Source organism: Ensifer sp. NPDC090286, from assembly GCF_044769565.1.
Classification (GTDB): Bacteria; Pseudomonadota; Alphaproteobacteria; order Rhizobiales; family Rhizobiaceae; genus Ensifer.
Genome location: NZ_JBIVYF010000012.1, coordinates 74,255 through 100,546 on the forward strand (window position 1 = coordinate 74,255; position 26,292 = coordinate 100,546).

Here is a 26,292-nt window from a genome sequence, read left to right on the forward strand (position 1 = left end):
CCGTTACTGTCTCCCGATGCGAGGCGCGCTCGCGATAAGCCTTTGTGTATAGGCGTGTTCAGGATTGGCAAAAAGGCGCGCCGATGGCGCGATTTCGACGATCTCACCCCGATACATCACCGCGACGCGGTCGGCGATCGCCTCGACCACCGCAAGGTCGTGGCTGATGAAGAGGTAAGAAAGACCGAAGCGGGATTTCAGGTCGCGCAGCAGGAGAAGCACCTGCGCCTGCACCGATACGTCGAGCGCGCTTACCGGTTCGTCGAGAACGAGGATTTGCGCTTCTGCCGCAAGCGCCCTTGCAATGGCAATGCGTTGCGCCTGGCCACCGGAGAATTCATGGGGATAACGCTGAAGTGCATCCTGCGGCATCCGTACGGCGTCGAGCAAGTCCGCCATGTGCTTGCGCCGCCGGGACGGGGCGTAGCCGTTGAGCAGGGCGAGGGGGGCGTCGAGAATCTCCTGGATGGTCTTGCGCGGATTGAGCGAGGCGACAGGGTCCTGGAAAACATATTGGATCATCTTACCGAAGGCTTTGGGTCCGCTACGCCGCAATCCGGCGGTATCTTTGCCTCTGATCTTGATGTTCCCTGAACTTGGCGCTTCGAGTCCCACGAGCATGCGGGCAAGCGTGCTCTTGCCCGAGCCGCTTTCTCCGACCAGGGCGAGCGTTTCGCCGGCCGCAAGATCGAAAGAGACGGACCTCACAGCGTCGACGACCTGATGCGGCGTGCCGAAAAGGGCTCTGCCGCCGCCGAACGTCTTGGAGAGATCGCGGGCCTCGATCGCAGGCGTCAACATGGTGACCTCCCTTCGCGACTGTGGAGAAGACCGGCCACCCGATCTAGATACAGGGGCCCTGTTCCCAGTTCCGGCACGCAGGCGATCAGCCGCTTCGTATAGGGATGACGGGGATTGGCCAGCACCGTGCGCGTGTCACCCGTCTCAACGATCTCGCCATCCTTCATAACCGCCACGCGGTCGCACATTTCCGAAATGACGCCGAAGTCGTGGGTGATGAACAGGAGTGCCATTCCACGATCCCGCTGCAGGTTGCGCAAGAGGTCGAGAATGCGCGCCTGCACGGTCACGTCGAGGGCTGTCGTCGGCTCGTCCGCGATGATGAGGTCGGGGTCGTTTGCAATCGCCATGGCAATGCCAACCCGCTGGCGCTGCCCTCCCGAAAGCTGGTGTGGATAATGCTTCGCTCGCGCTTCAGCGTCCCGAATGCCCACCTTGTCGAGGAGCGCGATTGCTTTTTCGTGCCGTTGAGCGGCGCCGATCGGCTGATGGGCTGCGATCGCCTCCTCCACTTGGCGCCCTACCGGGTACATCGGGTGCAGTGTTGTGAGCGGATCCTGGAAGACATAGGCGACGCGGCGTCCCCGACTGGCGATAAGGCGGCTCTTCGGCATGGCAAGCACGTCCTCGTCATTCAGATAAACGGCGCCGTTTACCACAAGGCCGGGTGGAGAAGCGACGAGGCCCATGATGGACAGGGCCGTGACGCTTTTGCCCGAACCGCTTTCACCGATGAGGCCGAGGCATTCACCGGGTTTGACATGGAGCGAAACGCCGCGTACCGCCGGCACGATATCGAGACCGTTTCTAAAGCCGGTTTCAAGCCCTTCGGTCGAAAGCGCCGCATCGCGGTGGGTGTTCGGCAGGGCGACACGGCCGCTAGCGATTTCGGTGACCGGACCGGAGCTTGCGAGCGCGCCTGAGCGCAAGCGTGGATCGAGCACATCACGGATCCCGTCCCCCAAGAGGTTTAGACTGATGACGATCAGGAAAATCATCATGCCGGGTACGATTGCGACGTGCGGCGCGGTGAAAAGCTGGGCACGCCCTTCCCCCAGCATCGACCCGAGATCGGCCTGTGGCGGCTGCGCGCCAAGTCCCAGAAAACTGAGCCCCGCCGTTTCGAGGATCATCCAACCGGCCGTCGTCGACATGGTGATGACGATGATGGGCATGACATTGGGAAGGATTTCCGTGACAACGATGGCGAATGGCCCCTTGCCGGAAAGCCTTGCCGCGTCGACGAATTCGCGCTGCGCGAAGCCGAGCGTCACTCCACGCACATTGCGCGCGAAAAAGGGGATGTTGACGATAGCGATGGCATAAAGCGCGTTCATCAGGCCAGGGCCGAGCGTTGCGACGATGGCGAGCGCTAGGAGTATGTAGGGGAACGCCATCAGCATGTCGATGCCGCGCATCATCAGGTTATCGGTCTTGCCCCCGGCATAGCCCGCCACAATACCGATCGCCGACCCAAGGATCGCGGAGACGATCGTGGCTGCAAAACCGACCGTCAGCGATATGCGGGCCCCCCACACAAGCCGGCTGAGGATATCGCGGCCCAGTTGATCGGTGCCGAGCAGGTGACCGCTCGTCAAGATCGGTTTCAGGCGGTTGGCGGGCGCAGTGGCATTCGGATCAGCAAGCGGCAGGATCGGAGCGAGCACGACAACAAGCGCGATTGCGACGATGAGGCACAGGCCCACTGTCGCCAGACGGTTGTTGACCAGCAGGTGCCAGGCGGTTGGCCGCGGGGATCCTGCCTGACGCGCCGGCGTTCCAGCGAGCGCGCTCATGTGCGGATCCTCGGATCAAGAAGGGACTGCAGCACGTCTGCCACGAGGTTGAAGAGCACATAGCTCGCCGCGACCACGAGAACCCCTCCTTGAACCAGAAGGATATCGCGCGTCGAAATCGCCTTGACCAGCATCGCGCCGACGCCGGGCCATTGGAAAACGGTCTCGATATAGACCGCGCCGCCGAGCACGAAACCGGCCTGTATCCCGATCACGGGAATGATACCGACCAGGGCTGCCCGGAAGGCGTGGCGGTAAATCACCTGCCGCTCCGGCAAGCCCTTGGCGCGGGCCGTGCGCACATAGTCCTGTCTGAGCACCTCCAGCATGGCGCCCCGCGTCAGCCGGGCGATCACACCTGCAGCCACCACCGCAAGTGTCGCCGCCGGCAGGATGAGGTGAAGAACAAGATCCTTGAAATCCCCGCCGCCATAAGCGGCGTACATGCCGGACGCCGGCAGGATGCGCCAGTGCACGGCGAAGAGATAAATAGCAAGAAGGCCGAGCCAGAAGGAGGGCATGGAGATGCCGGCAAGCACGACGAAGGTGATCGCCTTGTCCGCCCACCCAAACTGGCGTACCGCCGAAACGGTACCCGCGAGAAGACCGATCACCGAGCAGAGGACGAGCGATATGCCAGCCAGAACAAGTGTCGCCTGGAAGCGCTCCAGCACCTCGTCGAGCACCGGTCGATTGAGCGTGAAAGACCGGCCAAAATCACCTTGCAGTAGGTTGCCGATCCAGATCAGGTACTGTTGCACCAGCGGCTTGTCGAGGCCGAGGTCCCGGTTGATGCGTTCGACGTTTTCCGGCGTGGCATAGGCGCCGAGAATGGCCGTTGCCGCGTCGCCCGGGATCAAGGCCATCACGAGGAACACGATGACGGAGAGACCGAAAAGCACGGGTACGACGGCGAGCAGCCGTTTCACGATATAGGCCAGCATGAAGCCTCCCGTATCTGTGACCAGTCGCGGCTATGGCTTTGCGACGCCGCGGAGGTCGAGAAGGAAGGATGGTTGCAGCTCGAAGCCCTGAACAGCGGCGGTCGTCACCGCGTTCTGTTTCCAGTTGGCGACGAACAGCCACGGCGCGTCCTCATGCACGATCGCCTGCACTTGCCCGTAGAGCTTGCCGCGCTCGGCCTGGTCGCTCGACGCGCGTGCCTGTTCCAGCAGCTTGTCGACCTCCGGGTTGGAATAGTAGCCGGAGTTGAAGCCGCCCTTATCGGGCATGGCGTCCGTTCGCAGCGTCAGGTAGGGCACGGTGTCAGGGTCATTGGTCATCCAGGCCATTTCGGCCATGTCGGCCTTGCCTTTTAGACCCGGATTGACGCGGCCGAGAAACGTATTCCATTCGTAGGTCTCGATCTTCACCTTAAAGCCCACCGCTTGCAGATCCGCCTGGATGGCCGCGCCCATGGTGATCGGATCTAGCATGCCGGACCCGCCCTCCGTGACGTAGAAGGTCAGCTCCGTGTTCTCGACCCCTGCCTGTGCCAAGAGAGCCTTGGCCTTTTCGGGATCGTAGGCATAGGGTTCGACGGCGCTCTCTACCCAGTTGAAGGCAGCCGGGATGGGGCCGGCCGCAACCGTGGCGGTGTCCTGCAGAACGTCGGTGACGAGCGTCTCCTTGTTGACCGCATAGTTCGCCGCCTGGCGCACGCGCTTGTCGGCGAAGGGGCCTTCCTTGGTGTTGAGGATCGCGAACCAGACATGCGGGCCCGCCTGCTCAGTGACGTTGAAATTGGCGTCCTGCTTGAAACTTGCCAGATTGTCCGGCGGCACTTCCACCATCACGTCGAGGCCACCGGCCATCATTTCCGCCACCCGTGTATTGGCGTCGGTAATTGGCCGAAACACCACGGCGTCAAGCTTGGCAGTGCCGTTCCAGTGGTCAGCGTTGCGCTCGATTACGACCCGCTGGTTCGATAGCCATTCGCCAAACTTGAAAGCCCCGGTGCCCGAGGGGTGGCGACCATAATCCTTGCCAAACTTTTTCACCGCGTCGGGCGAAACGATCAGCCCGGTTGGATAGGCAAGGTTGGAAAGGAACGGCGCAAACGCCTCCTTCAGCTTGAACTCGACCGTGTGGGCGTCGATGACGTCTACTGACGAAATAGATGCGAAATTGAAGGAAAGCGGGAAGGGGCCGGTATTGTAGAACGGATGATCCTTGTCGAGCATGCGATCGAAGTTGAACTTCACCGCCTCGGCGCTGAAATCCGAACCGTCGTGAAACTTCACGTCTTCGCGCAGTTTGAACTGGTAAGTCTTGCCGTCTTCAGAGACGTCCCAGCTTTCAGCGAGTGCCGGCTCAACCTCCAGCGTGCCGTCCTTGAAGCGCACCAGACCGTCATAAAGGTTGACGAGGATGCGAAAGTCGTTGGTCGCCGTAACCGCATGAGGATCTAGAGATTGAGGTTCGGCGATCTGGCCGACGATGAGAACATTGGGAGGGGTCTGCGCTACGGTTTGCCCAGCAGCAAAGGTAAGGACCGCTGCCGCAAGCGCGCTCTGAAACAGCCTCTTCATGGGGGAAGATCCTTTCGATTTGGCTCGTTCGCATCTATTTATAATGATAGATTGGCCATGCGCAATGATTTATAGTGATTTATTTCAAGTTCTGCCGAGACGTGCCTGCAGACACTGAATCGTTTTGCGCGCTACACGCTTCAATCAACCCCTTGTCGAACCTGTCGTTTTGCACGGCTCTCAGTTCGCGTCCGGCTCGTCCGCACTCAAATCCTGATCCGCCTGCTTCACCTTCTGGCGCGTGAAGCCACGAAGGCTGGAGATCTCCTGCGCGTCGCGCCCGATCTGAACTTCGCTTGCCGCATAGTGCACCGTCAGACGCGCCAGCGAAATCAGGGCGTGAAGATGGATGCGCTCATAGCCGTGCGAGGCATCGACGCCGAAGGCAAGAAGAGCCGTGCGAACGTCGTGCCCGGCCTCGACGGCCGAGGCTGCATCCGACCGGTAGTAGCGGAAGACGTCCTTCTGGACGCGGATACCGTGCTGGCCGCAAAGTTCGAAAAGCTTCTTCGACAGGTGATAGTCGAAGGGACCGGTTTGATCCGCCATGGCAAGCGTCACGCCAAACTCGTCGGAATTCTGTCCCGCAGCCGTCGTGCCATTGTCAATTGCAACCAGCGAGGCAATATCCGGCACTAGGGCCGCCGACGCCCCAACGCCGACTTCCTCACCGATGGTGAAGAGCCAATAGGTATCGACGGGCGTTTCGATGTTTTCACGCTGCATTGTTTCAAGTGCGGAAAGCATAACGGCGACGCCGGCCTTGTCATCAAGGTGGCGGGAGACGATAAACCCGTTTTCGAGGAACTCGGGCTGTGGATGGATGGCGACGATATCGCCAACATCGATGCCGAGCTGCAGGATATCCTTTCGGTCGCGCGCCAGCGCATCAATGCGCAGCTCGACATGCCGCCAACCCGTTGGCTGGGTATCAACCTCCTCGTTGAACGTATGGCCCGACGCCTTCAAAGGAAGGATCGTGCCGCGATACGTCCCTTTTCCGGAAAAGATGGAGACCCGTGCTCCTTCGGCGAACCGCGCAGACCAGTGACCGATCGGGACGAGTTCGAGCCGTCCGTTATCCTTAAGGGCCTTTACCTGCGCCCCGAGCGTGTCGAGATGGGAAACTATTCCGCGAGCCGGCCGCTCGGTGGTACCTGGGCGCCGGGCGCAGATCGCACCGCGGCGAGTAAGCTTGACTTCCAGGCCGAGCCCTTCGAGTTCACGCGCGGCATAGCGCACCGCCTCGTCAGTAAATCCGGTCGGGCTCGCAATGTGGAGCAGCGCTTTCAGCTTGCTCGTGAGGTATTCCGGATCGATGGTGATTTGTGGCTGCATAGCCTCTTGTCGCAATCCGAGGCGGTGCGAGTCAACAAGCGATACCCCAACAATGACCTCGTTGCGTGCCGGTGGGCGGTGCATGAGGTCGGCTGGCACCGCCTTTAAAAGAAGGGGTCCGGATCATTTGCCGTGGCCGAACGCTGTCATCGCCATCGCGCCACTCAAGACGATGCTGAGGATGCCCGGTAGACATTTCAGTAACCTCATCCGGCCTCATCCCAGTTCGTTTGGATCTCGTCGATGGCGCGGTCGCCGACTGGATTCTGAGCGGCCCTTGGCCCGACCGCGACGCGGGTATCAAAGGTTCGGTGGCTCGCCGATGGTGGCCACGCTCGACGCTCAGTGCTCGTTGGGTCCAATGCCGGCAGGCTCGACATAAGAGTGGGCGGCGGCCGGCTATAGCGGCCCGCCGACATCGTTGCTTCCGCTACATTAGGAGAACGAAATTTTAATCTACGAAGGGCTTACTCGCGATAGCCGCTCCTGTCCCTGCAACGAACGTTGCGGCTCCAACCGCAGCCTCCGGATACCCGCGGGGCTGCGGTTCGGTGATCGTCGGCTCGATTTTTAAGGGTGGCCAGGCCATGCAAGCTCCGAGAGAGCATACTTCGATTTATCGCCGGACGAGGCAAAAACGGGTTCCGGCGGCTGGGAGATCCAAGCGCTTTCACCCCAACACGATGAGATTGCGCTCCGCTTGATCAACGACAATCCGGATACATTCTGCCGGACGAGAAGGAACGATAACATTTAGCCAGCCCGCTTGATTTAGCGTACGCTCTTGATGACACCTTCAAAAAGGGAAAGCCGATGGAAAAGCATGAAGAGTTTCCCGTTGCCAGGCGCGTTGGAACCGTCATCGGCATTGGCTTGACGGTTCTCATATTTGCCCTGGCGATCGGACCGCTCGTCTATCACCACCTTTAAGACTGGCTCCTTCCTGTCGCGATCCGCCGTAGCGGCGCGAGACGGCGAGGGTGTGTCGAGCCGCCGTCAATCAATGGGCATTGGCGCGATGGCAGCGAGCAGGAATGTTGTCAGGACTTCGACTCGCGTGTAGGCACTCGGGTCCTCGGACAATGTTCCTCCGTCATTTGTCGCGGTTGCAAGCCTGCCGAGCGCAGGGTTTCAGACAATCCGTCTCTTCGAAGACGCGGGGGCGGTTGCTTCCGTTCGATTGGTGGAAAGCATCACTCTATGATATAGTTTTGGAGGTGACGCTGTCGGGATAGACGGCGAAGGGTTTGCGCCGGTTTCTGACGCACTGCAGATCATCCCGCACAACAGGGAGGCGACTATGGATCACCAACATCGAGACCAACTTCGCAGAATTAGTGCCCTCCACATAGACCTTCAGCATCCTGAACTTTCGAGGGAACAGCGGTTGATCCGGTGGGCACAACTACTCGATCAAATGCCCGAACGGCGCCTCAACACACTTTTTGAGACCGAGTTCCAACCGAGTTCGCTCCGGGAAGCCTTGAGGAGGGAGGGCTCGCCAATCTCCGTCGCTTTTGACGATTGCGTACTGCGGGATGCCGGCCTGCGGGGCGACAGCTACGGGGAGGCGAAGCGGTTCTTCGGCTTGAGCGATCTTGAAATGCACCAGCTTGTCTGTAGCTGCCATTCCGGAGAAACCGTGCGCTCGGGAACCGTTGCCGAATGTGTTCGTGCCGTTGCCGAGCCGAGCCCGAGCTTGCTGTCGATGCTTATGAACGCCTTGCTCATCTTTCGGCGGGAATAACGTCCCACCTTGGGCCCGTCCCACGCTACCTCCGAAGGTCATGGTCGAAGACGACTGGAGATTTGCGGTAACGATTGGCGTTGGTGACAGTCCGCGATCCACGGGGGCGTAGACCCGGTGAGGGAAGGCAATGAGACGCATTGCCGAGACAGTGTCGCGTTCGCTGCTGGGGCGGGCTGAGTCGACCAGCGCGCCTGGGGAAGCGGATGCCTTCACGTGACGCGCCAAGCCGGTTATCGGAATCTGTCAGCATTTATGAGCATTTCGTGTGCAGGATTGACCGGAAAGACGTTGTCTTCGCGGCTCCAAGCGAATTAGACTAAAACGCCTCGATAGTCTGAAGGAGCGTAAGCTCGGGAGGAGAAGCCTATTGTTGGCAAAGCCGCGTTCGAAGAAGCAATCGCAACCCACGTCCGTTTCAAGGATGCGCAGCTTCTGGGGTCTCATGCTTGCCTATTGGCTTTCCGATCGATGGCGAGAAGCTTGGGCGTTGGCGGCAGTTATCTTTGTGCTGACGGCGTTGTCGGCCAAGGCAAGCGTCTGGTTCGCCACGGCCTCAGGTGAACTTGTCGGTGCAATTGCTTTTCTGCATCACCCGCAAAACCCGACAACGCTTCAATCTCTGCTCGAAAGTGCCGCCACTCTGGCCATGATCGCTACGGTCAAGGAAGTCGGCTTTACCGCAGTCAGGCATTTTTTCTCAACCAGTCTTCACAGAAAGTGGCGCGCCTGGCTCGACCAACGCTTCAATGACGCTCTGCTGGACAGCAACCACACACACTTCCACATCCAGCATGGCGCCCCTGAGGCCGTTCCGACGCAAGGAGCGGTTCCAGACAACATTGATCAGCGCGTCCAGGAATCGATCAAGGGTATGACTGGCGGCGCCATCGGTCTCGCGATGGGCATTGCGAGCGTCATCCTTTCGGTTGTCTTTGTCGGCGGCAAGATCATCGAGACGTCAACCGAAGTGAGCGGGCTGGAGTTTCTCGGCAGCTACGCAAGCGGGTGCCTGACAGTGGCGGCAGTTATCGTCTACGTCCCAATCAGCACCTGGGCGGCAACAAAACTGGGAGCGATACAGCAAAAATTGGACGTCATGATGCAATGGGCGGAAGGGAGCTACAGGCGCGAACTGACGACACTGCTTCATCACAGTTTCGACGTTGCCGCTGCTAACGGTGAACGGACGCAGCGTAGCCTCCATCGCGAACGCTATCGAGACGTCGACCGCACCTGGGCCAGCCTGAACATACTGACAACGGTCTATATGGGGTTCGAACTCGTTTACAATTTTTTCGGCTCGCGCATCGTCGCTTATGCCCCCGGGCTGCTTCCCTACGCGGAAAGCAAGATCGGCCTTCGCGCGTATGTGACGGGAGCTGAGCTTGCCAACGCGATCATCAATGATTGCTCCTGGTTTATCCACGTCATGCCGGATATATCGAGGCTTCGCGCCAATGCGCGTCGCATAACCGACCTGGCTTGCGCGATTGAGGATGCACGGGAACCAGGAAATTTCCACGCCCGCTCTGGACGGTCCGACCTGCACTATGGGGTGCAGGACGCGCGCTTGGGCTTGACCGTTGAGAACCTGATGCTCACGCACGCGGGAGAAGACCGCCCCTTCCTGAAAACGCGAGACCTCCATTTCAGGTTCGGCGAATGGAGCCTCCTTGTTGGAGAGCCAGGGAGCGGAAAGTCGTCGCTGCTCAAAGCTTTGAACCGGCTCTGGCCGTATGGTTCTGGGACGATCATGCTGCCTCGAAACGTTCGCACATTCTACGCGTCACAGGAGGTGCATCTGCCCCCGGTCTCCTTGAAGGCACTTGTCGCACTCCCGGACGATGTGGACTCCTTTTCGGATCGCGAAGCCGCCATGGCACTTGTCAAAGCGGGCCTGTCCGTCCTTGTTGACGACTTAGCGGGGCATGGAAGAGATAACCGCCCCTGGAACCGCCTGCTTTCCGGTGGAGAAAAGCAAAAGCTGGTGCTGGCACGAATTCTCCTTCAGCGTCCAGGGCTGATCTTTCTCGACGAGGCGACAAGTGCCCTCGATGCTGCCGGGAAAATCGTGTTCCACCAGGCGATCAGGGACAACTGCGCTGGCGTGACGGTCGTCAGCGTCATGCATGACCCGGTTCCTCCGAAAGCCGCAACCGGCGAGGAGTTCTACGAAAAAGTTCTTGCCGTCGTAGACAGAAAGATTGAGATCCGGCCCGACACCAGGAGAGAGAACGCAAGTCTGCATCCTAAAGTAGACCTGCCAGCGGACTAGGGGGGAACGTGCGCATCAGCATTCACGTCTATGGAACGCGCGGCGACGTCCAACCCTATCTGGCCCTGGCAAAGCGGCTGTTGTCGGGAGGGCATGAAGTCCAACTTGTCGGTCCAAGGCGCTACGCTTACTTGGCCTTCCGGCATCGGGTGAAATATCAGCCGCTTCCCAACGACATGCTCGATCTTCTCGATACCACGGCGGGCCGTCGAGCCGTCGGTGGCGGTATAATGGCGAGTTTCATGTTGCTGAAACACGTGCGCGGCTTCGTCGACGATCTTCTGAAGGACGAATGGCAAGCCGCTCATGACTTCTGGCCCGATTTGATCATTTTTCATCCGAAGTCGATTGCTTCGCCTCACATGGCAGAGCGTATCGGATGCCGATCGATATTGGCGTCGCCTCTTCCGATCCTCACCCCCACCTCGGAGTTTCCATCTCCGATGTTTCCGGTTCGATCGCTTGGGCCATTCAACCGGCTGAGCCATGAAATCACGAGATGGCTGTCCACGCACTTGTTCCCCAAGTCGATCGCAAGATGGCGCAGAAAGACCTTGGGTCTGCGCGAAAAACCGCTTCGCTCGCATAAGCCCGCGTCCGTTCTTTATGCCTACAGTCGCCATCTGGTGCCAATTCCAAGAGACTGGGGCCGCAACGTACACGTGACCGGGCCTTGGTGGCTGGAAGAGCCCGGCTGGAAAGCTCCGACTGAACTCGAGGCGTTTCTTGCCGGCGGCGCACCTCCTGTTTATGTCGGGTTTGGAAGCATGCCCGGCGTTGACCCGGCCAGGCTTACAGGCATGGTTGTCAAAGCTGTCGCGCGCCTGGACAAGCGTGTGCTGCTTTCCACAGCCGGAGGTGCGCTTGCTCCAGGTCCGTCGTCATCTCGCGTGTTCACACTTTCGGACGCGCCGCATCATCATTTATTCGAACGGGTTGATGCGACCTTCCATCACGGCGGCGCAGGTACAACGGCGGCGGCCCTGCGGGCGGGCAAACCCACCTTGATCTGCCCGTTTTTTGGGGATCAACCCTTTTGGGCGAACCGCATTCAATCACTGGGCGTCGGTCCGCCCCCACTGAAGCTTGCACGCCTTTCTGTCGACAGCATCGCAGCCGCGCTACGCGCAATGGATGACCCGGCTGTTCGAGCAAGGGCCAGGCAATTGGGTTCGCAAATACGCGATGAGAACGGGGTCGATTGTGCTGCGCATATCGTTGACCGGCTGGGTTGGGCTCCTTAACCTGACAACGAAGACGCGGCCGCGCAAAAAGCGTTCCGAATGGAATTGAGATGCATTGCCGTATGTCGAAGGGTAGCCATGTCGCCGCAAAACTATAGATCAGCGATCCATATTGCTTCCATATTCGGGTTTTATTTATCCTGCGCAATGTTGGTGCCGGCTTTTGCGGACTTCTATAGTGGCGACGATGATTGGGTTCTCTTTGCGCGCTCCAGTTTTTTCTGCGGCGGCTTCTTTGCCGCAGCCGCCTTCGCCACCCGGGATGCGCCGCCTCAGCTCAGCCGGAAGATGGGCTTTCTTCTCGTAAACCTGCTCTGGCTGGTGTTTTCGATAGTCGGGGCCGTGCCGATCTGGCTCGCATCGAGCGACTTGAACATCACGCAAGCCATTTTCGAATCTGTGTCAGCTGTCACGACGACCGGCTCGACGGTCATCGTCGGTTTGGACCATAAGGCGCCAGGTCTCCTTCTTTGGCGCTCCATGCTCCAGTGGTTCGGCGGCATCGGCATAGTCGCGCTCGGCCTGTTCGTCATGCCGTTTCTGCGCGTTGGCGGAATATCGTTCCTTCGCATGGAATCTTCTGACACCAGCGAAAAGGTGTTCGCTCGGATTGCCACTTTCATGAGGGCGTTTGTCGTCATCTACGTTGTGATCACGTTGACGTGCGCTGTTGCCTATCATCTCTTCGGCATGACGCAGTTCGATGCGCTTAACCATGCCATGACGACGGTCGCCACCGGCGGGTTTTCGACACACGATGCCTCGTTTGGTTATTACGATAGCCTTGGATTGCTGTGGGCCTCCACCTTCTTCATGACCCTGTGCAGCCTGCCGTTCTCGGTGCTCATCCTTTTTGCCGTGAAGCGCAGCACGTCTGCGTTGAAAGACCCGCAGATATTTGTCTTCATCGCTTATCTTGTGGTCACAGCCGTTGCGCTTGCGGCTTACCATCGCGTTGCGAACGGAGTGGCCTTCGGAACTGCACTGTCCCATTCCTTCTTCAATCTTGCTTCCATCCTTTCGACGTCGGGGTACGCCAGCCAGGACTATACGACGTGGGGGAGTTTCGCTGTGGTGTTGGCGTTCTTTGCGACCTTCGTTGGTGGATGCTCCGGTTCCACCGCCGGCGGCATTAAGGCGTACCGCTTTGTGATCATTGCCGGTGCAGTCAGGCCTTTGATCACGCAGATCCTTTATCCAAACAGTGTCACGACCGTCCGCTATGGAGGCGCGGCAGTTGATGCCGAGCTGCAACGCGCGGTTTTTCTGTTTTTTGCGGTTTTCCTGGCCCTTTGGGCCGCGGGCTCTCTGGCGATCGCAGCGCTCGGCTACGATTTGATGACTTCGGCCTCAGCAGTCATCACTGCGCTGTCCAATGTAGGCCCAGGGGTTGGCCCCGTGATCGGACCGGCGGGGAATTTTTCGACGCTGTCGGACCCGGCGTTGGCCGTTTTGTCCGTTTTGATGATCATGGGACGGCTCGAAGTGATGACAGTGCTGGTCGTCATGTCCCCGTTCTTCTGGAAGAGTTGAAGCGCAAAGTTCGCAGAAGCGCAAGGCCGATAGAACTTCACCGGCGCCGCCAACGCGACCCATTCTTTGCCCGATATTTATATCATGGTATGATGTAAATAGTGATGGAGGAGAATGTGATGCCCGAAGCGAAAGATGGTGGCTGGTCTACCTATCACCCTTCGAAAAAGCTGTGGATCTGGTCGACCGTAAGTTCCTCGTTACTTACCATGGTCGTTGGCTTCACAGTGGGAGGGTGGACCACCCCGGGAGGGTCAGAGGTGTTGGCGGAGCAGGCTGTCAGAAAGGCCCGCGCAGAACTCATATCCGAAATCTGTGTTCACAAATTCGTTTCAGCGGCCAATGCTGACGAGAATTTGAAGGAACTCAAGTCTAAGTCCGTCTGGGAGCAAGACGATTTTATTGCGAACGGAGGATGGGCGACAGTGGCCGGTTTGTCAGAACCGGTTCCAAAGGCCGTGGATGCATGCGCCGATGCGCTGATGGATCTGAAGGAATTGCCCCTGAAAGGTGAGGTGCGGACCAGCAGTTGACTGTAGCGACGGCGCGAGACCCGGGAGTGATTTGGCGGCGTCGCTTTCTTTTGCGCGTCTGCCAAGAGGGTGGAAGGCTGTCTATGCGGGTTCAGGTGATTTTGTCGCGACTGGCAAGCTTTCCGCGCAGATATCGGGTGGCCTCATAGACGATTGTCCCTTCATGATCGACGACGGCTTCCCAGACGCGGTTTCCCAGGTGGCATTTGACGTGGTTCAAACCGGCCTCCTCGTTCAGCCCGAGTTCGACGCATGTGGAAATCAGGCCGAGATGACGATAGCGATCGAATTCGTCGACCGTGAGACCGAACTGGTCTGCGATATACTCTATCTTTACGACGAGATTATCGGGGGAAGGTGTGCAGAGCCGACGGCCTTTTTTGCCTGTCACGACCTGACCTTCCAACTCGTCCGCGAGACGTCACTACCCGGTGCCTCCACATTATGCCGGTTCTCAACTCGCGGCACCGAGCCGCCCTCAACGAGTACCGTGCCACCGTTGTTGACCAGGGTGCCGTGTACGATGCCATAGACAATTGCAGTTGCGCCTTCCTCGACGACCAGATTGCGGCCGACCGTGCCGAAAAGCTCGAGCCTATGGCCCGACGGCACTATCCAATTTCCTGTAATCGCGCCATAGAATCTGACGTCTCGTGGAAGTTCAATGGAGCCTTCGATGAACGTGTCCAGGTCGTCCAATTGTACGCCCTCGCCGTGACATGATTAAGCAATACGATTCGCGAGCGGGGCAGCTTATTGACCGATGCCCTCGCATCGCGAATCTCCTCCTCCCTGGAGTTCTACAATCTATATATCATAGTATGATATAAATAAAGGATCTATTGGATGCCTTCCGCTACTCGTGTCCGATCAGCTGTGAAAACCGGCAACAGCGATGATGAAACGCTCGACCCGGGCGTATTCGAAGGACTTGCCGGCATCAGATTGGCGATGCGCCGCTTTCTCTCCTTCAGCGAGACGGCGCTCGCGGCCGTCGGGGTAACAACGCAACAGTATCAAGCTCTGCTGGTTATCAAGGTCTCAAGGCAGCGCGGGATCCGGGTTCGCGAAATCGCTGACGAGTTGCTGATACAGCACAACGGCGCTGTACAACTTGTTGATCGTCTTGAAATTGCGGGGCTTGCTGTTCGAACCCCCTCGGTCGACGACAGGCGCAGTGTTCTCGTTTGCCTGACGCCCAGAGGCGAGCAGGTGCTGGAAGGACTCGCCAGGAAGCACTTGGGCGCCATGTTGGAAAACGAACCTTTGCTGGTCGAATCGCTCGCACGGTTGCGCGATCTGGCGCACACGACCGGTGGCACCGAAGCGTGAGCTCAGGATCGTATTTGATCGCCGATTAGTTGCCCGAGCGATCATGCGGATGCGTCCGCACAACCGTTCCACGGAGAAACAGACTTCTTCCTTGCATTGGCGTGCCTTCATTGGCACAAGGCTTGGGAAGGTTGTCGCTTTAGTCGCAGCGATCCGCCAATGGTTGGCGGCACGATTGGGTTGCGAAAATGCTGGGACGAGATGACCTCATGCGGAGGGCTGGGCGTTCGCGATGTCCTGCATCCGCCTGATGCGCAGAAAGGAACGACATGCCCGTCTCCGGCCGAAAATCGAAGATCATGCGTCGTTCCCGTGTCCTTCTTGGATCCAGGCGTCTTTGGCGAACCAGGTTGGTTTTTTGGCTGGGTGCCTTGGCAATCGGCGTGGTCAGCGTCGGATTTGCCGAACTCGCTGATCTCGCCCAAGGCGCATTCGTGAGCTTGTCATCAACTGGGCGGTGGGGGTTTCTTTTACCAATCGCGTTAACGCCAGCCGGCTTCATGCTGTCGGCCTACCTGGCGATCAAGCTCTTTCCCAACTCACAAGGCAGCGGGATCCCCCAGGCTATTGCCGCGCGGCACCTGCCAGAAGGGGACCGCCCGCGCCTTCTTTCCCTGAAAATCGCCTTTGGCAAAATCGCCCTGACAGTGCTTGGGCTCTTTTCAGGGGCGTCCATCGGGCGCGAGGGACCGACAGTGCAGGTCGGGGCGTCCATCATGCTTACCGTTGCGCGTCTTGGCGATATGCAGCAAGCACGCGGTCTTATCCTGGCCGGCTCCGCAGCGGGTATCGCGGCCGCCTTTAACACGCCTCTTGCGGGTATTGTGTTCGCTATCGAAGAGATGAGCCGGACTTATGAATCTCGTGCCAACGGAGTGGTGCTAACAGCCGTGATCCTGTCGGGCCTTGCAGCCTTGGGCCTTTCCGGCAGTTACAGTTACTTCGGAATCGCGACTGCTGCCCCCACGCAATTGCGCGATTGGGGGCTCGTTCTTCTGTGCGGTATTGGCGGAGGGGCACTAGGTGCCGGTTTTAGCGGCTGCGCGCTGTACGCTGGCCAACGCGTACGTCGGTGGGCCCACCCGGCGCCGCTAAAGCGCATGGTCCTGTTGGCCGGTATTTGCGGCCTCGCGGTTGCGGCGATCGGCATATCCTCAGGCGGGATGACCTTCGGTACGGGGTACGAGCAAGCACGGCACGCGGTTGAAGGCAATGCGGTTCCACCGATGTTTTTTGCACAAAAGCTCGCGGCGAGTTTTCTGTCGATGATGTCCGCGATCCCTGGAGGCATATTTGCCCCGTCGCTTGCTGTTGGTGCAGGGCTTGGGAGCACGATTGGATCCGCTTTGGGTTCAAGTATTACGCTTGCGGCAATACTAGGAATGGCCGGCTACTTCGCCGGCGTGGTGCAAGCCCCAATGACGGCGTTCGTCATCATTCTCGAGATGACCGGCGCACACCAGGCGGTCGTTCCGATCATGGCGGTTTCGATGCTTGGCTACCTGACCTCGCGGTTGCTGTCGCGCGATCCGCTATACCACGGCCTTTCGCGGGTGTTTATCGCGGCGGCGATCAGAGCCCGGCGTGCAACGGAGAAATCGACAGATTCGACAACACACGCGATCTGAAAGGCGCGACAAGTGTGCAGCAATCGTGAAGGGAAGTGATCGTGTGCTCGCTCCTGCGACCTTGTCTCCCGGTCGATTGTCGCCAACACTGGTCTCATCGAGATGCAATCCTGCGTAAAGGAGCTGTTCGCACCGAATTTCAGGCCGTGGCCCAGAGGAGCAGTGGCAAAAGAGAGTGCTCCGTGGTGGTCGGATTGGGGGAAAGTATGCATAGTCATGAGTTTCACTGGGAACGGGAGTTGATCGTCAAGGAGCCATGTCACGACAAGCGTTCCGTCTTTCAAGCGATCGCGTCGAATATTTCGGAACGAACCGGCGTCGAAATGCGCGCCATATTCGAGCCGCTCCTGGAGCGAGAGGCGCTGGGGTCCACTGGTTTTGGCGGAGGTTTCGCCTTGCCGCACGCCCTCATTCCGAAGCTGCGCGATCCTGCAAAGCTGCTGATGACGTTGCGGCAAGGTGTTGAATTCGATGCGCCGGATGAACTACCCGTCGACATTTTGCTTGCAGTTCTATGGCCCCTTGATCGACAGGACGAGTTTTTACCTGTCCTTTCGGGGTTTTGCCGGCTGTTCAGATCCGACCGCGTGTTGAAGGGACTGCGCAACGCCAACACCAAGACCGAAGCGATGATCGTTCTGCAGCCGCCTGAGACAGTCACAGATCGTATTTTGGTTGATCCTTGAACCTACAGTGGTCTCTCGTCGGCTCGCGGAGATGGCCAGACCAACCAAATGAACCCGCAGATTTCATGGAGCCTTGCAGACCGTGGGCGCCTTGGCCTTCACAATCCCGTGAAAAATAGGGGTTCGGCTGGGCATCGCGGCAATTTTGTGGCTATTATATGGCCGTGCACAAAAAATTATTCCGACAACATCATATTTTTACGCATGAAAATTTAGAGATTTCCGGATACTGGCCCGTCGCTTCTGACGACGGGCCGCTTTTCCTATGCAGCAGCAGTGCCCGCTTGATATCTGCTCTTTAGTTCCTGAGGCCGTTTTTCAAGAATAAAATCTCGTCAAACGGCCGACATCTCAGGTTTCAACAGTCCCTCGCGGAGCGCGAAAACAGTCTTAATTCAGGGGGAGGGGCGATCGGCGTGTTGTTCCTCAATGCAATTACGAAGCCGAGCAGGGCTTCTATCGTTGCTGGCTTCGCCGGTTTTGAGACCACCCCAATGGGCCCTGATAAGGCATCGCCTAGTGCTTCTGGATTTCCAGTGACCATAACGACTGAAACGGCGAACTCCTCGCTTAGATATTGCGCTACTCGGGGTCCTGTGGCGCCATCGGCAAGATTGACATCTACCAATGCGATGTCGGCCCGGGGTGCGAAAATTCTGGCGCTCTCGAAGCTTCGCGCTATCCCCGCTACACAATAGCCAAGCTGATTTGCGATGGATTCGAGTTCCATCGCGATCAATGGATCATCCTCTACTATCAAGATACGCTGAAACATTAGAGCCCCCTGCGAATGGCCGAACGCTTCGCTGTCAGGCAAGAGCGGCCGACGTGCATTCTGGCAAACCGGGCGAGCCGCGCGTTCACTTAGCGGCTTGCCGTTGGACATAATCTCGAATCATCAATAAATATCACAGCATGATATATGTAAGGTTGTATTTTGAGAATATGTGAAAATGGCCGTTAGCAAGTTGCTGTCACTGAGTTTCCTGATCCTGCTTGTCAGCGCCCCAACGCTTAGTATCTCCAATGCCAAACCCTCTGACGCGGCTTCCAACTGGACGAGAAAGGGGCGAGAGAGCGGACTCCCGGTTCCAAGATTTGTGTCGCTGAAAGCGGATCGCGCACGTATGCGCATAGGTCCAGCCTTCGAATATGCAATTGAGTGGCTGTACCAGGCACCGGGTTTGCCGCTGGAAATCATCGAAGAATATGGACACTGGCGCCAGGTTAGGGATTGTGATGGCATCACCGGCTGGATGCATCGATCACTCCTCTCAAGCACGCGCACGGCGATGGTCGGACCATGGCTCCAAAGCATGGAGCCTCTTCGAGGACGACCGCGCAAGGGTGCGTCGGTGACCGCGAAACTAGAGCCACGCGTACGGGTTCAAGTCTTAACCTGTTCACGCGCATGGTGTCGCGTCTTTACGCAGAGGGGCGGGGTCGCCGGCTACATCCAAAAGTCTTCTCTTTGGGGCGTATACCCTCAGGAGACAATAGACTGACGGGGCCGACTTGATCGCAGAACACACCAATTCGGGTGGCACGGCTACAGTTGTGGGGATGACCGCGTCGGTCAAACTTATCGATACACGAAATACACAACAATGCTGCCGATCACCTGCACCAGCCCGATCACGACACAAGCGCCGATCAGGACCGGCTTCCACCAGGGTTTGGTCCAGTTGATCTTTTGCTTCTGCATTTCCTCGCTCTCATCGGCAATTATCGGTGCTTACGGCAGATATGTGGTCAGATCGACTTGAGCCTGACCCGCTGCTCCAGTTTCTCCGCGTCTTCCTTGCGTTCGCTGTACCGGTCGACGAGATAGGTCGACGCGTCGCGCGTCAGAAGCGTGAACTTCACCAGTTCCTCGCAGACGTCGACCACGCGGTCGTAGTAGGAGGACGGCTTCATGCGGCCGTCGGCGTCGAACTCCTGGTAAGCCTTGGCGACCGACGACTGGTTGGGGATGGTGATCATGCGCATCCAGCGTCCGAGCAGACGTAGCGCGTTGACGGCATTGAACGACTGCGAGCCACCCGACACTTGGCAGACGGCGAGGGTCTTGCCTTGGGTCGGACGGATCGACCCGATCGACAGCGGGATCCAGTCGATTTGCGCCTTCATGATCCCGGTGATCGCGCCGTGGTGCTCCGGGCTCACCCAGACCTGGCCTTCGGACCAGGTCGAGAGTTCCCTGAGCTCCTGGACCTTCGGGTGGCTGATAGGAGCATCGTCCGGCAGCGGCAGTCCCGAAGGATCGAAGAAGCGCACCTCGGCGCCGAAGTGTTCCAGCAGGCACCCGGCCTCCTCGGCCAAAAGCCGGGAATAGGACACTTGGCGCACCGACCCGTAGAGGATGAGGATGCGTGGGGCATGGGTCGAGAATGGCGGGCGCAGTACACCGATCTCGGGTTTGCGAAGGTGGCGCAGGTCGGCGGCGGGAAGATCAGACAATGCGGCGCCCCTCCTCATCGAAAACGTTCTCGCCGTCTTCCTTGACGAAGGCGCTCTTGAAGATGTCGGCCGGCAGGATGTCGAGGACGGCCTCTGATGGCCGGGCCAGCCGCGCGCCCATCGGCGTGACGACGAACGGCCGGTTGATGAGAATCGGATGCTCAAGCATCGCCGTCAGGAGCTGGTCGTCCGAGAGGGCGGCGTCGTCGAGACCGAGCTCCAGATAGGGGGTGCCCTTTTCACGGATCGCCTGGCGAACGGAAAGTCCGGCGTCACGGATCATTTGCGCAAGCTCGTTCCGGCTCGGCGGTGTCTTCAGATATTCGACGACGGTCGGCTCAATGCCGGCGTGGCGGATGAGCGCGAGGGTGTTGCGCGACGTTCCGCAGGCGGGGTTATGGTAGATGGTGACGTCCATTGTCATTCGGCTCCTTCGGCAACTATTGCCGACGTTAGGATGTTTCGGTCGGTGAGCATCCAGCCAACGATGACCATGGCGACCAGCGCGCCGAGGACCTCGGCGACGATAAAGGCCGGCACATCCGTCGGACGGATGCCCGAAAATGTGTTGGAGAAGGCGCGGGCAATGGCCACCGCAGGATTTGCGAACGACGTCGAGGCCGTGAACCAATAGGCCGCGGTGATGTAGAGGCCAACGAGCCACGGTATCGCGTCACTACGGAAACGCAGTGCCGCCAGGATCGTCAGGACGAGCCCGAACGTGGCGACCGCCTCGGCGATCCACTGACCCGTGCCTGTGCGGATGGTTTCCGACACCTGGAACAGGGGTAGGTCGAACATCGCATGGGCGATCACCGTCCCGACGACACCGCCGGCGACCTGCGCGGCAACAAAGAACGCTGCAGCGGATGGCGCGATCTGGCGCCGGGCCGCAAACACCATGGTGACAGCAGGATTGAAGTGCGCGCCGGAAATTGGGCCGAGGATGCTGATCAGCACGACGAGGATTGCGCCCGTCGGTATGGTGTTGCCGAGCAGCGAGACCGCGGCGTCGTCAGAAAGATGGTCGGCCATGATCCCGGAGCCGACGACAGTGGCGACCAGGATGGCCGTGCCGAGGACCTCGGCGGCAAGGCGGCGTTTGAGATCGAACGTCATTGCTTCAGCCGGCCTTCGGGATGTTGCGGCCGATCTCGTCGAGCCGTTTCTGCAGGGCGAGCTTGTCGAGGCTCGGCATCGGCAGGCTGACGAAGATCGAGATGCGATTGTTGAGCATACGGTAGGCCTCGGCGAAAGCGAAATGTCGTTCAGCCTCGCTGCCTTCGGCCGCCGGATCGGGCACGCCCCAATGCGCCGTCATCGGCTGGCCCGGCCAGACCGGACAGGCTTCGGCGGCAGCGTTATCACAGACCGTGAAGACGAAATCCATTTGCGGTGCACCGGGTGCGGCGAACTCGTCCCAGGCCTTCGAGCGGGCAAAGGACGTGTCGTAGTTCAGCCCTTTAAGGAGCTGCAGAGCGAACGGATGCACCTCCCCCTTCGGCTGCGAGCCTGCCGAATAGGCCTTGAACTTGCCCGTGCCGAGCCGGTTGAGGATGGCTTCGGCAATGATCGAGCGGGCGGAGTTGCCCGTGCACAGAAAAAGGACATTGTAAATCTTGTCGCTCATGCGCGTTCTCCAGTTTGGCTCAACAGGCCTGTGTCTCCTCCCCGGGAGCGCAGCAGGGGATCAGGTCGGAAATCAATGGTGCGCAGAGCGTGGCGTTGCCGCCGCAGCAGTCCCGCAGGAGGTAGAGAATGACGGCGCGGAACCGATCGAGGTCGACATGGTAGATGATCGAACGGCTTTGCCGCTCGCCAAGAACCAGCCCGGCTTGCGACAGCGTCGAAAGATGCGCCGACATCGTGTTCTGCGGCACATCGACGAGCCTGGCCAGTTCACCCGCCGGCACACCATCGGGTTCGCGCTCGACCAGCAGGCGGAACGTGCGTAGGCGCGTCGGTTGGGCAAGGGCGGCGAGCGCCGCGATCGTCTGATGATCATCCATATATCCAGAATAATGGATGTAAATGACAGATCTGTGACAGCAGGCGTCATATTAAGCGCGAAAGTGTCGTGGAACTACGGTCATAGCGCTTAGCCCATCCATGCGCGCTACCACGCGTACGTTGCTACCGGGCCCGGGCACCCTGCATTCGAGGACATCGCGCCCGCCAAGATCGTGGCCGACCTGCTTCACGCAGTGGCGCGTCTCTTATAGATTGAGGTCGAGTTTCGCGATGACCAACAACCGCTTAACGCGCGCAAGGCTGGTATTTATGCCGTCGCAGGCAAGGTATTCTTGCTCGATGGGCACTCAGGTTTGAGAATGGCGCCTCAGCCGAAGCCACTTGCCGTTCTGAGAAGTCGTCTCGATGAGGATCAGCACTTGACGTTTACAACCGGTGGCAGGGCTCGGCGTCGAGCGTCAAAAGTACGGCTGGGAACTATTTGCCGGTGGCCGCGTTTACAACGCCAGTGGCTGCCACAGTCGAGGGTGCCGTGGAAGCAATCACAATATTGCTGGCCGAGGATGAAGCGTTGCTACTGCTCGATTTCGAACAGACGCTCAATGACGCTGGTTTCAGTGTTCTGGCTGTTACGAGCGGCAAGAGGGCTTTGGAGATCTTGACCGACACAGAAATATTCATACAGGCGATCGTCACTGACATCCGTTTGAAGGATTACCCGGACGGTTGGGAGATTGCCCGTGTCGCCCGGGAGATGGATCCCGAGATGCCTATCGTCTATGTGAGCGGCGACAGCGGCCCCGATTGGGCATCAAGGGGTGTCCCGAACAGCATCATGCTCGAGAAGCCTTTCGCGATGGCGCAATTGGTGACAGCGGTTGCTCAATTGCTTAATGACAGGCCAGTCAGCGCCAAGTAACGCCCAACTGGCCATTGCAGGCGAACAGGTGCTAGCTCCGGGTACAAATTCTGTCCTTTATAGCGCCCAACTCAGTTGTTCGGAGTACACGAACGCGCCTACCGACCCAATTCGGGATAGGTTCGATCCAGGAAACCGGGGTAAAGCTTCTCACCCATGAAGCAATCTGTACGAACTTCGTTTGCCAGACGAAGATGTGCCGGCGGTGAGCGACCGCTCACTTCTAAGATAAGCTTCTGACGGATGGCGACGGCAAAGTCTTCTGCCTCGTGCACGCTCAGGACGAAGGAGCCAGGGCCTCCGATCACGCAATCACCGAAATACCGGTCGAGAGGGCCAAACGAGACAGATGGACGTACCATAATCGCAAGTCCGTTGATGGTGATGCCGCGGGCGAGCGCGCTCGCGCGGGCCGTTATGACCGGAGGCCCCGTGTTGTTTGGCCCATCGCCCGATATATCGATAATGCGTCGTTCTCCAGAGAACGTATTTGTGTCAATGAGCGAAGTCCCGAAAAGGATCGCATTCGAAACGGACGTTGCGCGTTGTGTTCCGATCGGGCGCGCTTGTAGCTTGGTGGTAAAAGCTTGGACGTCCCCGGCATCGTCGATCACCTGCCATGGGATGATGGAACCCTCGCTTATACGCCCCGCCCATTCAAAATAAGTGATGGCTATGCGACCCAGCCGACCGCTTTTCACCGCGTTGAGGAAATCCGGGTGCCTCAATGAATTGAGATAGCCGGAACGTTGCACCCGAGCCTCGTCGATGTCCATCGACCCCGAGATGTCGACCGCAAGCACGAGTTCCACATCGACGTCTTCGTCAGCCCAGACACGCGCTGGGAGTATGCTGAACGCCAGGATAAATACGAGGACTTTGAACATCACCTCGCCCCCTTGCAGTAACGCGTGACCACCCGCCCTTTCGGCCAACTCCAGAAGATCATCTTACCGCTCTGTCTACTCATCGAAAAGCGCCCTTGCCCGCGAACTTCGCAAGACTTGGAACTATTATGAGTTGAGCCCGAGAAAGAGGTGGACTCCTTGTCTTAAAGGCGTCCCCTTCGCGGCCTCTGACGCACGTCCTTCCAGATCTGCACTGTACAGGTCGCGACCACAGGACGGCCGGCGATCGCCGTTAAGATCGGCGATTATGGATCTCATATTTCTCCGGAAATTTCGCGCCGCCGCTTCTCAAGTTCTTCGCTATAGCGGCGTAACGTATGACTTTCCGTCAGAAGCCCGACCACCTTGCGCTCGATGTTGTTGTTGACCACAGCCAATTCTTCACTTTCGGCATCGTCAAAAACGGCCGAGGCCTGTTTGGCATTCATGTTTGGCAGAAGAAATGCGTTCTTGTGGCGCGCGAGATCACCGATACTGCACTGTGGATCGATTGTCAGGTCGGTATGGAGTTCGGATACAATAACGAGCCCAGCGTATTTTCCGTGATCCCCCTCGAGAATGACACGCTGTGTCGAACCAAGAGGAAAGGTGGTTTTGAACGCCTCGACGGTTGTTTTGACATTGGCCGTCCGCACGTCCACGCGCATCAGTTTATCGACCGTCAAATTGCGGATCCAGCCGACATCATGGGCACTTCGAATACTCTCGCCCCTCAAGTGGAACCGCCAGGTGGCGAATGAATAGCCAAAAGTCGACCGTACGATGACCGAGGTCGTAATGACGGCTGCGAGCGTCAGCGCAGTGAGCGAGAAATCGCCTGTTACCTCCAGTGCGAGAAAGGTCATCGTCAATGGCCCACCAATCACCGCCACCGCGAGGCAGCTCATGCCCATAATGGCATATGTTGTCTCGGAGAGTGCGCTGCTTGAGACTAACAGATTGGCACTGAGCGCGTAGATCTTTCCGAGAAGGGCTCCGAGGAAAAGCGACGCAAAGAAAAGACCGCCGCGGAACCCGGCCCCGATAGAGACCGCCGAGGCAATGGATTTCAGCAGAAACAATGACACGAGGATCGAAATACTGACCTCTTGACCGAGATTCAAATGCAAGGCTCCGTGTCCGCCAGATAAAACTTGAGGAGTGGTCAAGGCCAGAAGACCGACGATCAGTCCACCTAACGCCGGTCGCATTACTGGCGGAACCGCACTTCGGCGCGCGGCCTCTTCGACTAACGAAACGCCACGCATCAGAAGGATGCCACCTGCGGCACAAACAACACCCAACAGCAGCGCCGGCAGATAATCAGCCGATACCACTGACGTGAACGATCCCGCATCAATGATAAAGCCGCTGGAAATGAACGCGCGGGCGACTAGCGTCGCGGTCAATGCCGAGATGACCACCGGGGCCAAGCTTGAGATGCTGTAGGATCCGATGATCAACTCGAAAGCGTAGAATGAACCGGTCAGTGGCGCATTGAACGCCGCTGCAATCGCGCCTGCAGAGCCACACCCAACCAGAAGCCGCAGATCGCCCCTGCGCAGTCTCGCGGTGATCCCAAGCTTCGAAGCCAGGGCCGAAGATAACTGTGTGTAGCCCGCCTCAAGCCCAACAGAGGCGCCGAAGCCGTTTGAGATGAGGTTCTGAATCACGACGATGACGCTGTCGGTCCCGGACATCCGGCCGCCATGCAGAGCATTGGCTTCAATCGGGTCGACAATTGGCCGTATACGCCACCGGGCGATGATGAAGATCAGAACCCCAAGAATGACGCCGCCTGCAACAGGCGCCGACAGTGCGATGCGGGCATCGAGCGCCGTCAAGCCGCTCAGCCTCTCCCCCAGGGGAACACCGAAGATTAACGTGTGCAACCCTTGAGCGACCACGCCCATTGTGACGACGACCAACCCAGCGGCTAGACCGCTCACGGCACCCAGCACGAGTAATCCCGACTCGTAACGGCGGACGAACGCCCTCATCCTGCTGGGAGTGAGTAAAAAATCGGACGCGCCGACTATGTACGAGATCCAGTTTTTACCGAGCGGCACGCGCAATCCCCACCAATCGCTGCATTCCCTCACATCCGTATCAGAAAGAGATCATCCTGTGATCAGATGAGCAAGCTGGGGTTAACTCAATGATCAAGCGCCAGCGAGATCATAGTCTAGCAATTTCAGTGCTTACTCGTTCAGCCTGCCAATGCTGCCGTTGCCGTGATTTGCCTGAAAACGCCATCGACCGCACTCCCTGCGTGGGGCGTGGAACCCAGATCGTTGCGGACCAGGCTGATGAGCTCGACAATGCAAACTCCCGCTCCAGTTTGGTCACCGCTGGTGATTTCAGAATCCCGACAAATGCCCGGATGATTGCCTCCCTCACAATCATTTTGGCGGTCTGGCCGAGCAGATGCCGGCCTTCTCGTGAACCCCGCTCGTCCCATAGAGCGAGCTAAGCTTCATTGATCCCGCCGACTAAATCGATTTCACTGACTGCCAGTCAGAATCGGAATGTTTTCCGCTCCTGACTGGGTCGGCTCCCAAACTAAAAGGGGTTTATTTAAGATGCCGCTCAAGCACCGGCACGCACA

26 protein-coding genes are annotated in these 26,292 nt (G+C 58.6%); 10 read left to right on the plus strand and 16 right to left on the minus strand.

Annotated elements, in window-relative coordinates:
• Nucleotides 1–3: 3 nt before the first annotated feature.
• From ACIQUG_RS33820 to ACIQUG_RS33840, 5 genes are all read right to left on the minus strand, one after another.
• Nucleotides 4–801 (minus strand): ATP-binding cassette domain-containing protein, encoded by a 798-nt coding sequence (locus tag ACIQUG_RS33820; RefSeq protein ID WP_402326753.1) that lies wholly within the window; start codon nt 799–801, stop codon nt 4–6.
• Nucleotides 795–2,597: a dipeptide/oligopeptide/nickel ABC transporter permease/ATP-binding protein gene (locus ACIQUG_RS33825; protein ID WP_402326754.1), complete on the minus strand. Its 1,803-nt coding sequence runs from the start codon at nt 2,595–2,597 to the stop codon at nt 795–797. Before ACIQUG_RS33825 ends, ACIQUG_RS33820 begins: the two co-directional genes overlap by 7 nt.
• Nucleotides 2,594–3,541 carry an ABC transporter permease gene (locus ACIQUG_RS33830; protein ID WP_402326756.1) on the minus strand — a complete coding sequence of 316 codons (948 nt, stop codon included), beginning with the start codon at nt 3,539–3,541 and terminating at the stop codon, nt 2,594–2,596. The genes ACIQUG_RS33825 and ACIQUG_RS33830 overlap by 4 nt, the downstream gene beginning before the upstream one ends.
• Nucleotides 3,542–3,571: 30 nt before the next feature.
• Complete coding sequence (locus tag ACIQUG_RS33835; RefSeq protein ID WP_402326757.1) at nt 3,572–5,128, minus strand: ABC transporter substrate-binding protein; 1,557 nt, start codon at nt 5,126–5,128, stop codon at nt 3,572–3,574.
• Nucleotides 5,129–5,308: 180 nt separating this feature from the next.
• The gene (locus ACIQUG_RS33840) at nt 5,309–6,466 is read right to left on the minus strand and encodes an osmoprotectant NAGGN system M42 family peptidase (RefSeq protein WP_402326759.1); all 1,158 of its coding nucleotides are present in this window, start codon (nt 6,464–6,466) and stop codon (nt 5,309–5,311) included.
• Nucleotides 6,467–7,766: 1,300 nt separating this feature from the next.
• On the opposite strand from ACIQUG_RS33840, the gene ACIQUG_RS33845 reads away from it, so the two are divergent.
• The 5 genes from ACIQUG_RS33845 to ACIQUG_RS33865 all read left to right on the plus strand — a co-directional run bounded on the left by ACIQUG_RS33845 (nt 7,767) and on the right by ACIQUG_RS33865 (nt 13,801).
• The gene (locus ACIQUG_RS33845; RefSeq protein ID WP_318267933.1) at nt 7,767–8,213 is read left to right on the plus strand and encodes a hypothetical protein; all 447 of its coding nucleotides are present in this window, start codon (nt 7,767–7,769) and stop codon (nt 8,211–8,213) included.
• A 373-nt stretch (nt 8,214–8,586) separates the two neighbouring features.
• The gene (locus ACIQUG_RS33850; RefSeq protein ID WP_402326761.1) at nt 8,587–10,491 is read left to right on the plus strand and encodes an ABC transporter ATP-binding protein/permease; all 1,905 of its coding nucleotides are present in this window, start codon (nt 8,587–8,589) and stop codon (nt 10,489–10,491) included.
• Nucleotides 10,492–10,499: 8 nt separating this feature from the next.
• A complete protein-coding gene (locus ACIQUG_RS33855; protein WP_402326763.1) occupies nt 10,500–11,735 on the plus strand; it encodes a glycosyltransferase in 1,236 nt (411 codons plus the stop codon).
• A gap of 78 nt (nt 11,736–11,813) precedes the next feature.
• Nucleotides 11,814–13,268, plus strand: coding sequence for a TrkH family potassium uptake protein (locus ACIQUG_RS33860; protein ID WP_402326764.1), 1,455 nt, complete (start codon nt 11,814–11,816; stop codon nt 13,266–13,268).
• A gap of 119 nt (nt 13,269–13,387) precedes the next feature.
• Nucleotides 13,388–13,801, plus strand: coding sequence for a hypothetical protein (locus ACIQUG_RS33865; RefSeq protein WP_402326766.1), 414 nt, complete (start codon nt 13,388–13,390; stop codon nt 13,799–13,801).
• A 91-nt stretch (nt 13,802–13,892) separates the two neighbouring features.
• Here ACIQUG_RS33865 and ACIQUG_RS33870 read toward each other — a convergent pair whose 3' ends face one another.
• Both ACIQUG_RS33870 and ACIQUG_RS33875 read right to left on the minus strand, forming a co-directional pair.
• Nucleotides 13,893–14,192: a DUF6522 family protein gene (locus ACIQUG_RS33870; RefSeq protein WP_402326768.1), complete on the minus strand. Its 300-nt coding sequence runs from the start codon at nt 14,190–14,192 to the stop codon at nt 13,893–13,895.
• A complete protein-coding gene (locus ACIQUG_RS33875; protein ID WP_402326769.1) occupies nt 14,189–14,500 on the minus strand; it encodes a hypothetical protein in 312 nt (103 codons plus the stop codon). The genes ACIQUG_RS33870 and ACIQUG_RS33875 overlap by 4 nt, the downstream gene beginning before the upstream one ends.
• 147 nt (nt 14,501–14,647) lie before the next feature.
• Between ACIQUG_RS33875 and ACIQUG_RS33880 the strand changes: the two genes are divergently transcribed.
• From ACIQUG_RS33880 to ACIQUG_RS33890, 3 genes are all read left to right on the plus strand, one after another.
• A complete protein-coding gene (locus ACIQUG_RS33880) occupies nt 14,648–15,133 on the plus strand; it encodes a MarR family winged helix-turn-helix transcriptional regulator (protein WP_402326770.1) in 486 nt (161 codons plus the stop codon).
• Nucleotides 15,134–15,402: 269 nt separating this feature from the next.
• Nucleotides 15,403–16,761: a chloride channel protein gene (locus ACIQUG_RS33885; RefSeq protein WP_402326772.1), complete on the plus strand. Its 1,359-nt coding sequence runs from the start codon at nt 15,403–15,405 to the stop codon at nt 16,759–16,761.
• A gap of 239 nt (nt 16,762–17,000) precedes the next feature.
• Nucleotides 17,001–17,447 carry a PTS sugar transporter subunit IIA gene (locus ACIQUG_RS33890; RefSeq protein WP_402326774.1) on the plus strand — a complete coding sequence of 149 codons (447 nt, stop codon included), beginning with the start codon at nt 17,001–17,003 and terminating at the stop codon, nt 17,445–17,447.
• 358 nt (nt 17,448–17,805) lie between these two features.
• Here ACIQUG_RS33890 and ACIQUG_RS33895 read toward each other — a convergent pair whose 3' ends face one another.
• Nucleotides 17,806–18,222 (minus strand): response regulator, encoded by a 417-nt coding sequence (locus ACIQUG_RS33895; RefSeq protein WP_402326777.1) that lies wholly within the window; start codon nt 18,220–18,222, stop codon nt 17,806–17,808.
• A gap of 178 nt (nt 18,223–18,400) precedes the next feature.
• Between ACIQUG_RS33895 and ACIQUG_RS33900 the strand changes: the two genes are divergently transcribed.
• The gene (locus tag ACIQUG_RS33900) at nt 18,401–18,952 is read left to right on the plus strand and encodes an SH3 domain-containing protein (RefSeq protein ID WP_402326778.1); all 552 of its coding nucleotides are present in this window, start codon (nt 18,401–18,403) and stop codon (nt 18,950–18,952) included.
• Between the two features lie 77 nt (nt 18,953–19,029).
• Here ACIQUG_RS33900 and ACIQUG_RS33905 read toward each other — a convergent pair whose 3' ends face one another.
• Genes ACIQUG_RS33905 through ACIQUG_RS33930 form a run of 6 tightly spaced genes read right to left on the minus strand, consistent with a single transcriptional unit; the run spans nt 19,030 to nt 21,916 of the window.
• On the minus strand, nt 19,030–19,152 hold the full coding sequence (locus ACIQUG_RS33905; protein ID WP_402326780.1) for a hypothetical protein: 123 nt from the start codon (nt 19,150–19,152) through the stop codon (nt 19,030–19,032).
• A 47-nt stretch (nt 19,153–19,199) separates the two neighbouring features.
• A complete protein-coding gene (gene arsH, locus ACIQUG_RS33910) occupies nt 19,200–19,925 on the minus strand; it encodes an arsenical resistance protein ArsH (protein ID WP_402326781.1) in 726 nt (241 codons plus the stop codon).
• Complete coding sequence (arsC, locus tag ACIQUG_RS33915; protein ID WP_402326782.1) at nt 19,900–20,325, minus strand: arsenate reductase (glutaredoxin); 426 nt, start codon at nt 20,323–20,325, stop codon at nt 19,900–19,902. The genes arsH and arsC overlap by 26 nt, the downstream gene beginning before the upstream one ends.
• Nucleotides 20,326–20,327: 2 nt before the next feature.
• Entirely contained in the window at nt 20,328–21,026 is a 699-nt protein-coding gene (locus ACIQUG_RS33920) for an aquaporin (RefSeq protein ID WP_402326783.1), read from the minus strand.
• Between the two features lie 4 nt (nt 21,027–21,030).
• Nucleotides 21,031–21,537, minus strand: coding sequence for an arsenate reductase ArsC (locus ACIQUG_RS33925; protein ID WP_402326784.1), 507 nt, complete (start codon nt 21,535–21,537; stop codon nt 21,031–21,033).
• A 19-nt stretch (nt 21,538–21,556) separates the two neighbouring features.
• Nucleotides 21,557–21,916 carry an ArsR/SmtB family transcription factor gene (locus ACIQUG_RS33930; protein ID WP_402326785.1) on the minus strand — a complete coding sequence of 120 codons (360 nt, stop codon included), beginning with the start codon at nt 21,914–21,916 and terminating at the stop codon, nt 21,557–21,559.
• A 494-nt stretch (nt 21,917–22,410) separates the two neighbouring features.
• Here ACIQUG_RS33930 and ACIQUG_RS33935 point away from each other — a divergent pair, with 494 nt between their 5' ends.
• The gene (locus tag ACIQUG_RS33935; protein ID WP_402326786.1) at nt 22,411–22,797 is read left to right on the plus strand and encodes a response regulator; all 387 of its coding nucleotides are present in this window, start codon (nt 22,411–22,413) and stop codon (nt 22,795–22,797) included.
• A 98-nt stretch (nt 22,798–22,895) separates the two neighbouring features.
• Here the strand turns inward: ACIQUG_RS33935 and ACIQUG_RS33940 are convergent, their stop codons facing one another.
• Entirely contained in the window at nt 22,896–23,684 is a 789-nt protein-coding gene (locus tag ACIQUG_RS33940) for a DUF1194 domain-containing protein (RefSeq protein ID WP_402326787.1), read from the minus strand.
• A gap of 275 nt (nt 23,685–23,959) precedes the next feature.
• On the minus strand, nt 23,960–25,684 hold the full coding sequence (locus tag ACIQUG_RS33945) for a chloride channel protein (protein ID WP_402326790.1): 1,725 nt from the start codon (nt 25,682–25,684) through the stop codon (nt 23,960–23,962).
• Between the last annotated feature and the right edge of the window lie 608 nt (nt 25,685–26,292).

Coding starts and splice junctions, on each gene's coding strand:
- ACIQUG_RS33885 (WP_402326772.1), top strand. CDS start 15,403: ATGCCCGTCTCCGGCCGAAAATCGAAGATCATGCGTCGTTCCCGTGTC.
- ACIQUG_RS33925 (WP_402326784.1), bottom strand. CDS start 21,537: ATGAGCGACAAGATTTACAATGTCCTTTTTCTGTGCACGGGCAACTCC.
- ACIQUG_RS33820 (WP_402326753.1), bottom strand. CDS start 801: ATGTTGACGCCTGCGATCGAGGCCCGCGATCTCTCCAAGACGTTCGGC.
- ACIQUG_RS33865 (WP_402326766.1), top strand. CDS start 13,388: ATGCCCGAAGCGAAAGATGGTGGCTGGTCTACCTATCACCCTTCGAAA.
- ACIQUG_RS33830 (WP_402326756.1), bottom strand. CDS start 3,541: ATGCTGGCCTATATCGTGAAACGGCTGCTCGCCGTCGTACCCGTGCTT.
- ACIQUG_RS33880 (WP_402326770.1), top strand. CDS start 14,648: ATGCCTTCCGCTACTCGTGTCCGATCAGCTGTGAAAACCGGCAACAGC.
- ACIQUG_RS33920 (WP_402326783.1), bottom strand. CDS start 21,026: ATGACGTTCGATCTCAAACGCCGCCTTGCCGCCGAGGTCCTCGGCACG.
- ACIQUG_RS33945 (WP_402326790.1), bottom strand. CDS start 25,684: ATGAGGGCGTTCGTCCGCCGTTACGAGTCGGGATTACTCGTGCTGGGT.
- arsC (WP_402326782.1), bottom strand. CDS start 20,325: ATGGACGTCACCATCTACCATAACCCCGCCTGCGGAACGTCGCGCAAC.
- ACIQUG_RS33835 (WP_402326757.1), bottom strand. CDS start 5,128: ATGAAGAGGCTGTTTCAGAGCGCGCTTGCGGCAGCGGTCCTTACCTTT.
- arsH (WP_402326781.1), bottom strand. CDS start 19,925: ATGAGGAGGGGCGCCGCATTGTCTGATCTTCCCGCCGCCGACCTGCGC.
- ACIQUG_RS33940 (WP_402326787.1), bottom strand. CDS start 23,684: ATGTTCAAAGTCCTCGTATTTATCCTGGCGTTCAGCATACTCCCAGCG.
- ACIQUG_RS33845 (WP_318267933.1), top strand. CDS start 7,767: ATGGATCACCAACATCGAGACCAACTTCGCAGAATTAGTGCCCTCCAC.
- ACIQUG_RS33860 (WP_402326764.1), top strand. CDS start 11,814: ATGTCGCCGCAAAACTATAGATCAGCGATCCATATTGCTTCCATATTC.
- ACIQUG_RS33825 (WP_402326754.1), bottom strand. CDS start 2,597: ATGAGCGCGCTCGCTGGAACGCCGGCGCGTCAGGCAGGATCCCCGCGG.
- ACIQUG_RS33930 (WP_402326785.1), bottom strand. CDS start 21,916: ATGGATGATCATCAGACGATCGCGGCGCTCGCCGCCCTTGCCCAACCG.
- ACIQUG_RS33840 (WP_402326759.1), bottom strand. CDS start 6,466: ATGCAGCCACAAATCACCATCGATCCGGAATACCTCACGAGCAAGCTG.
- ACIQUG_RS33905 (WP_402326780.1), bottom strand. CDS start 19,152: ATGCAGAAGCAAAAGATCAACTGGACCAAACCCTGGTGGAAGCCGGTC.
- ACIQUG_RS33895 (WP_402326777.1), bottom strand. CDS start 18,222: ATGTTTCAGCGTATCTTGATAGTAGAGGATGATCCATTGATCGCGATG.
- ACIQUG_RS33900 (WP_402326778.1), top strand. CDS start 18,401: ATGGCCGTTAGCAAGTTGCTGTCACTGAGTTTCCTGATCCTGCTTGTC.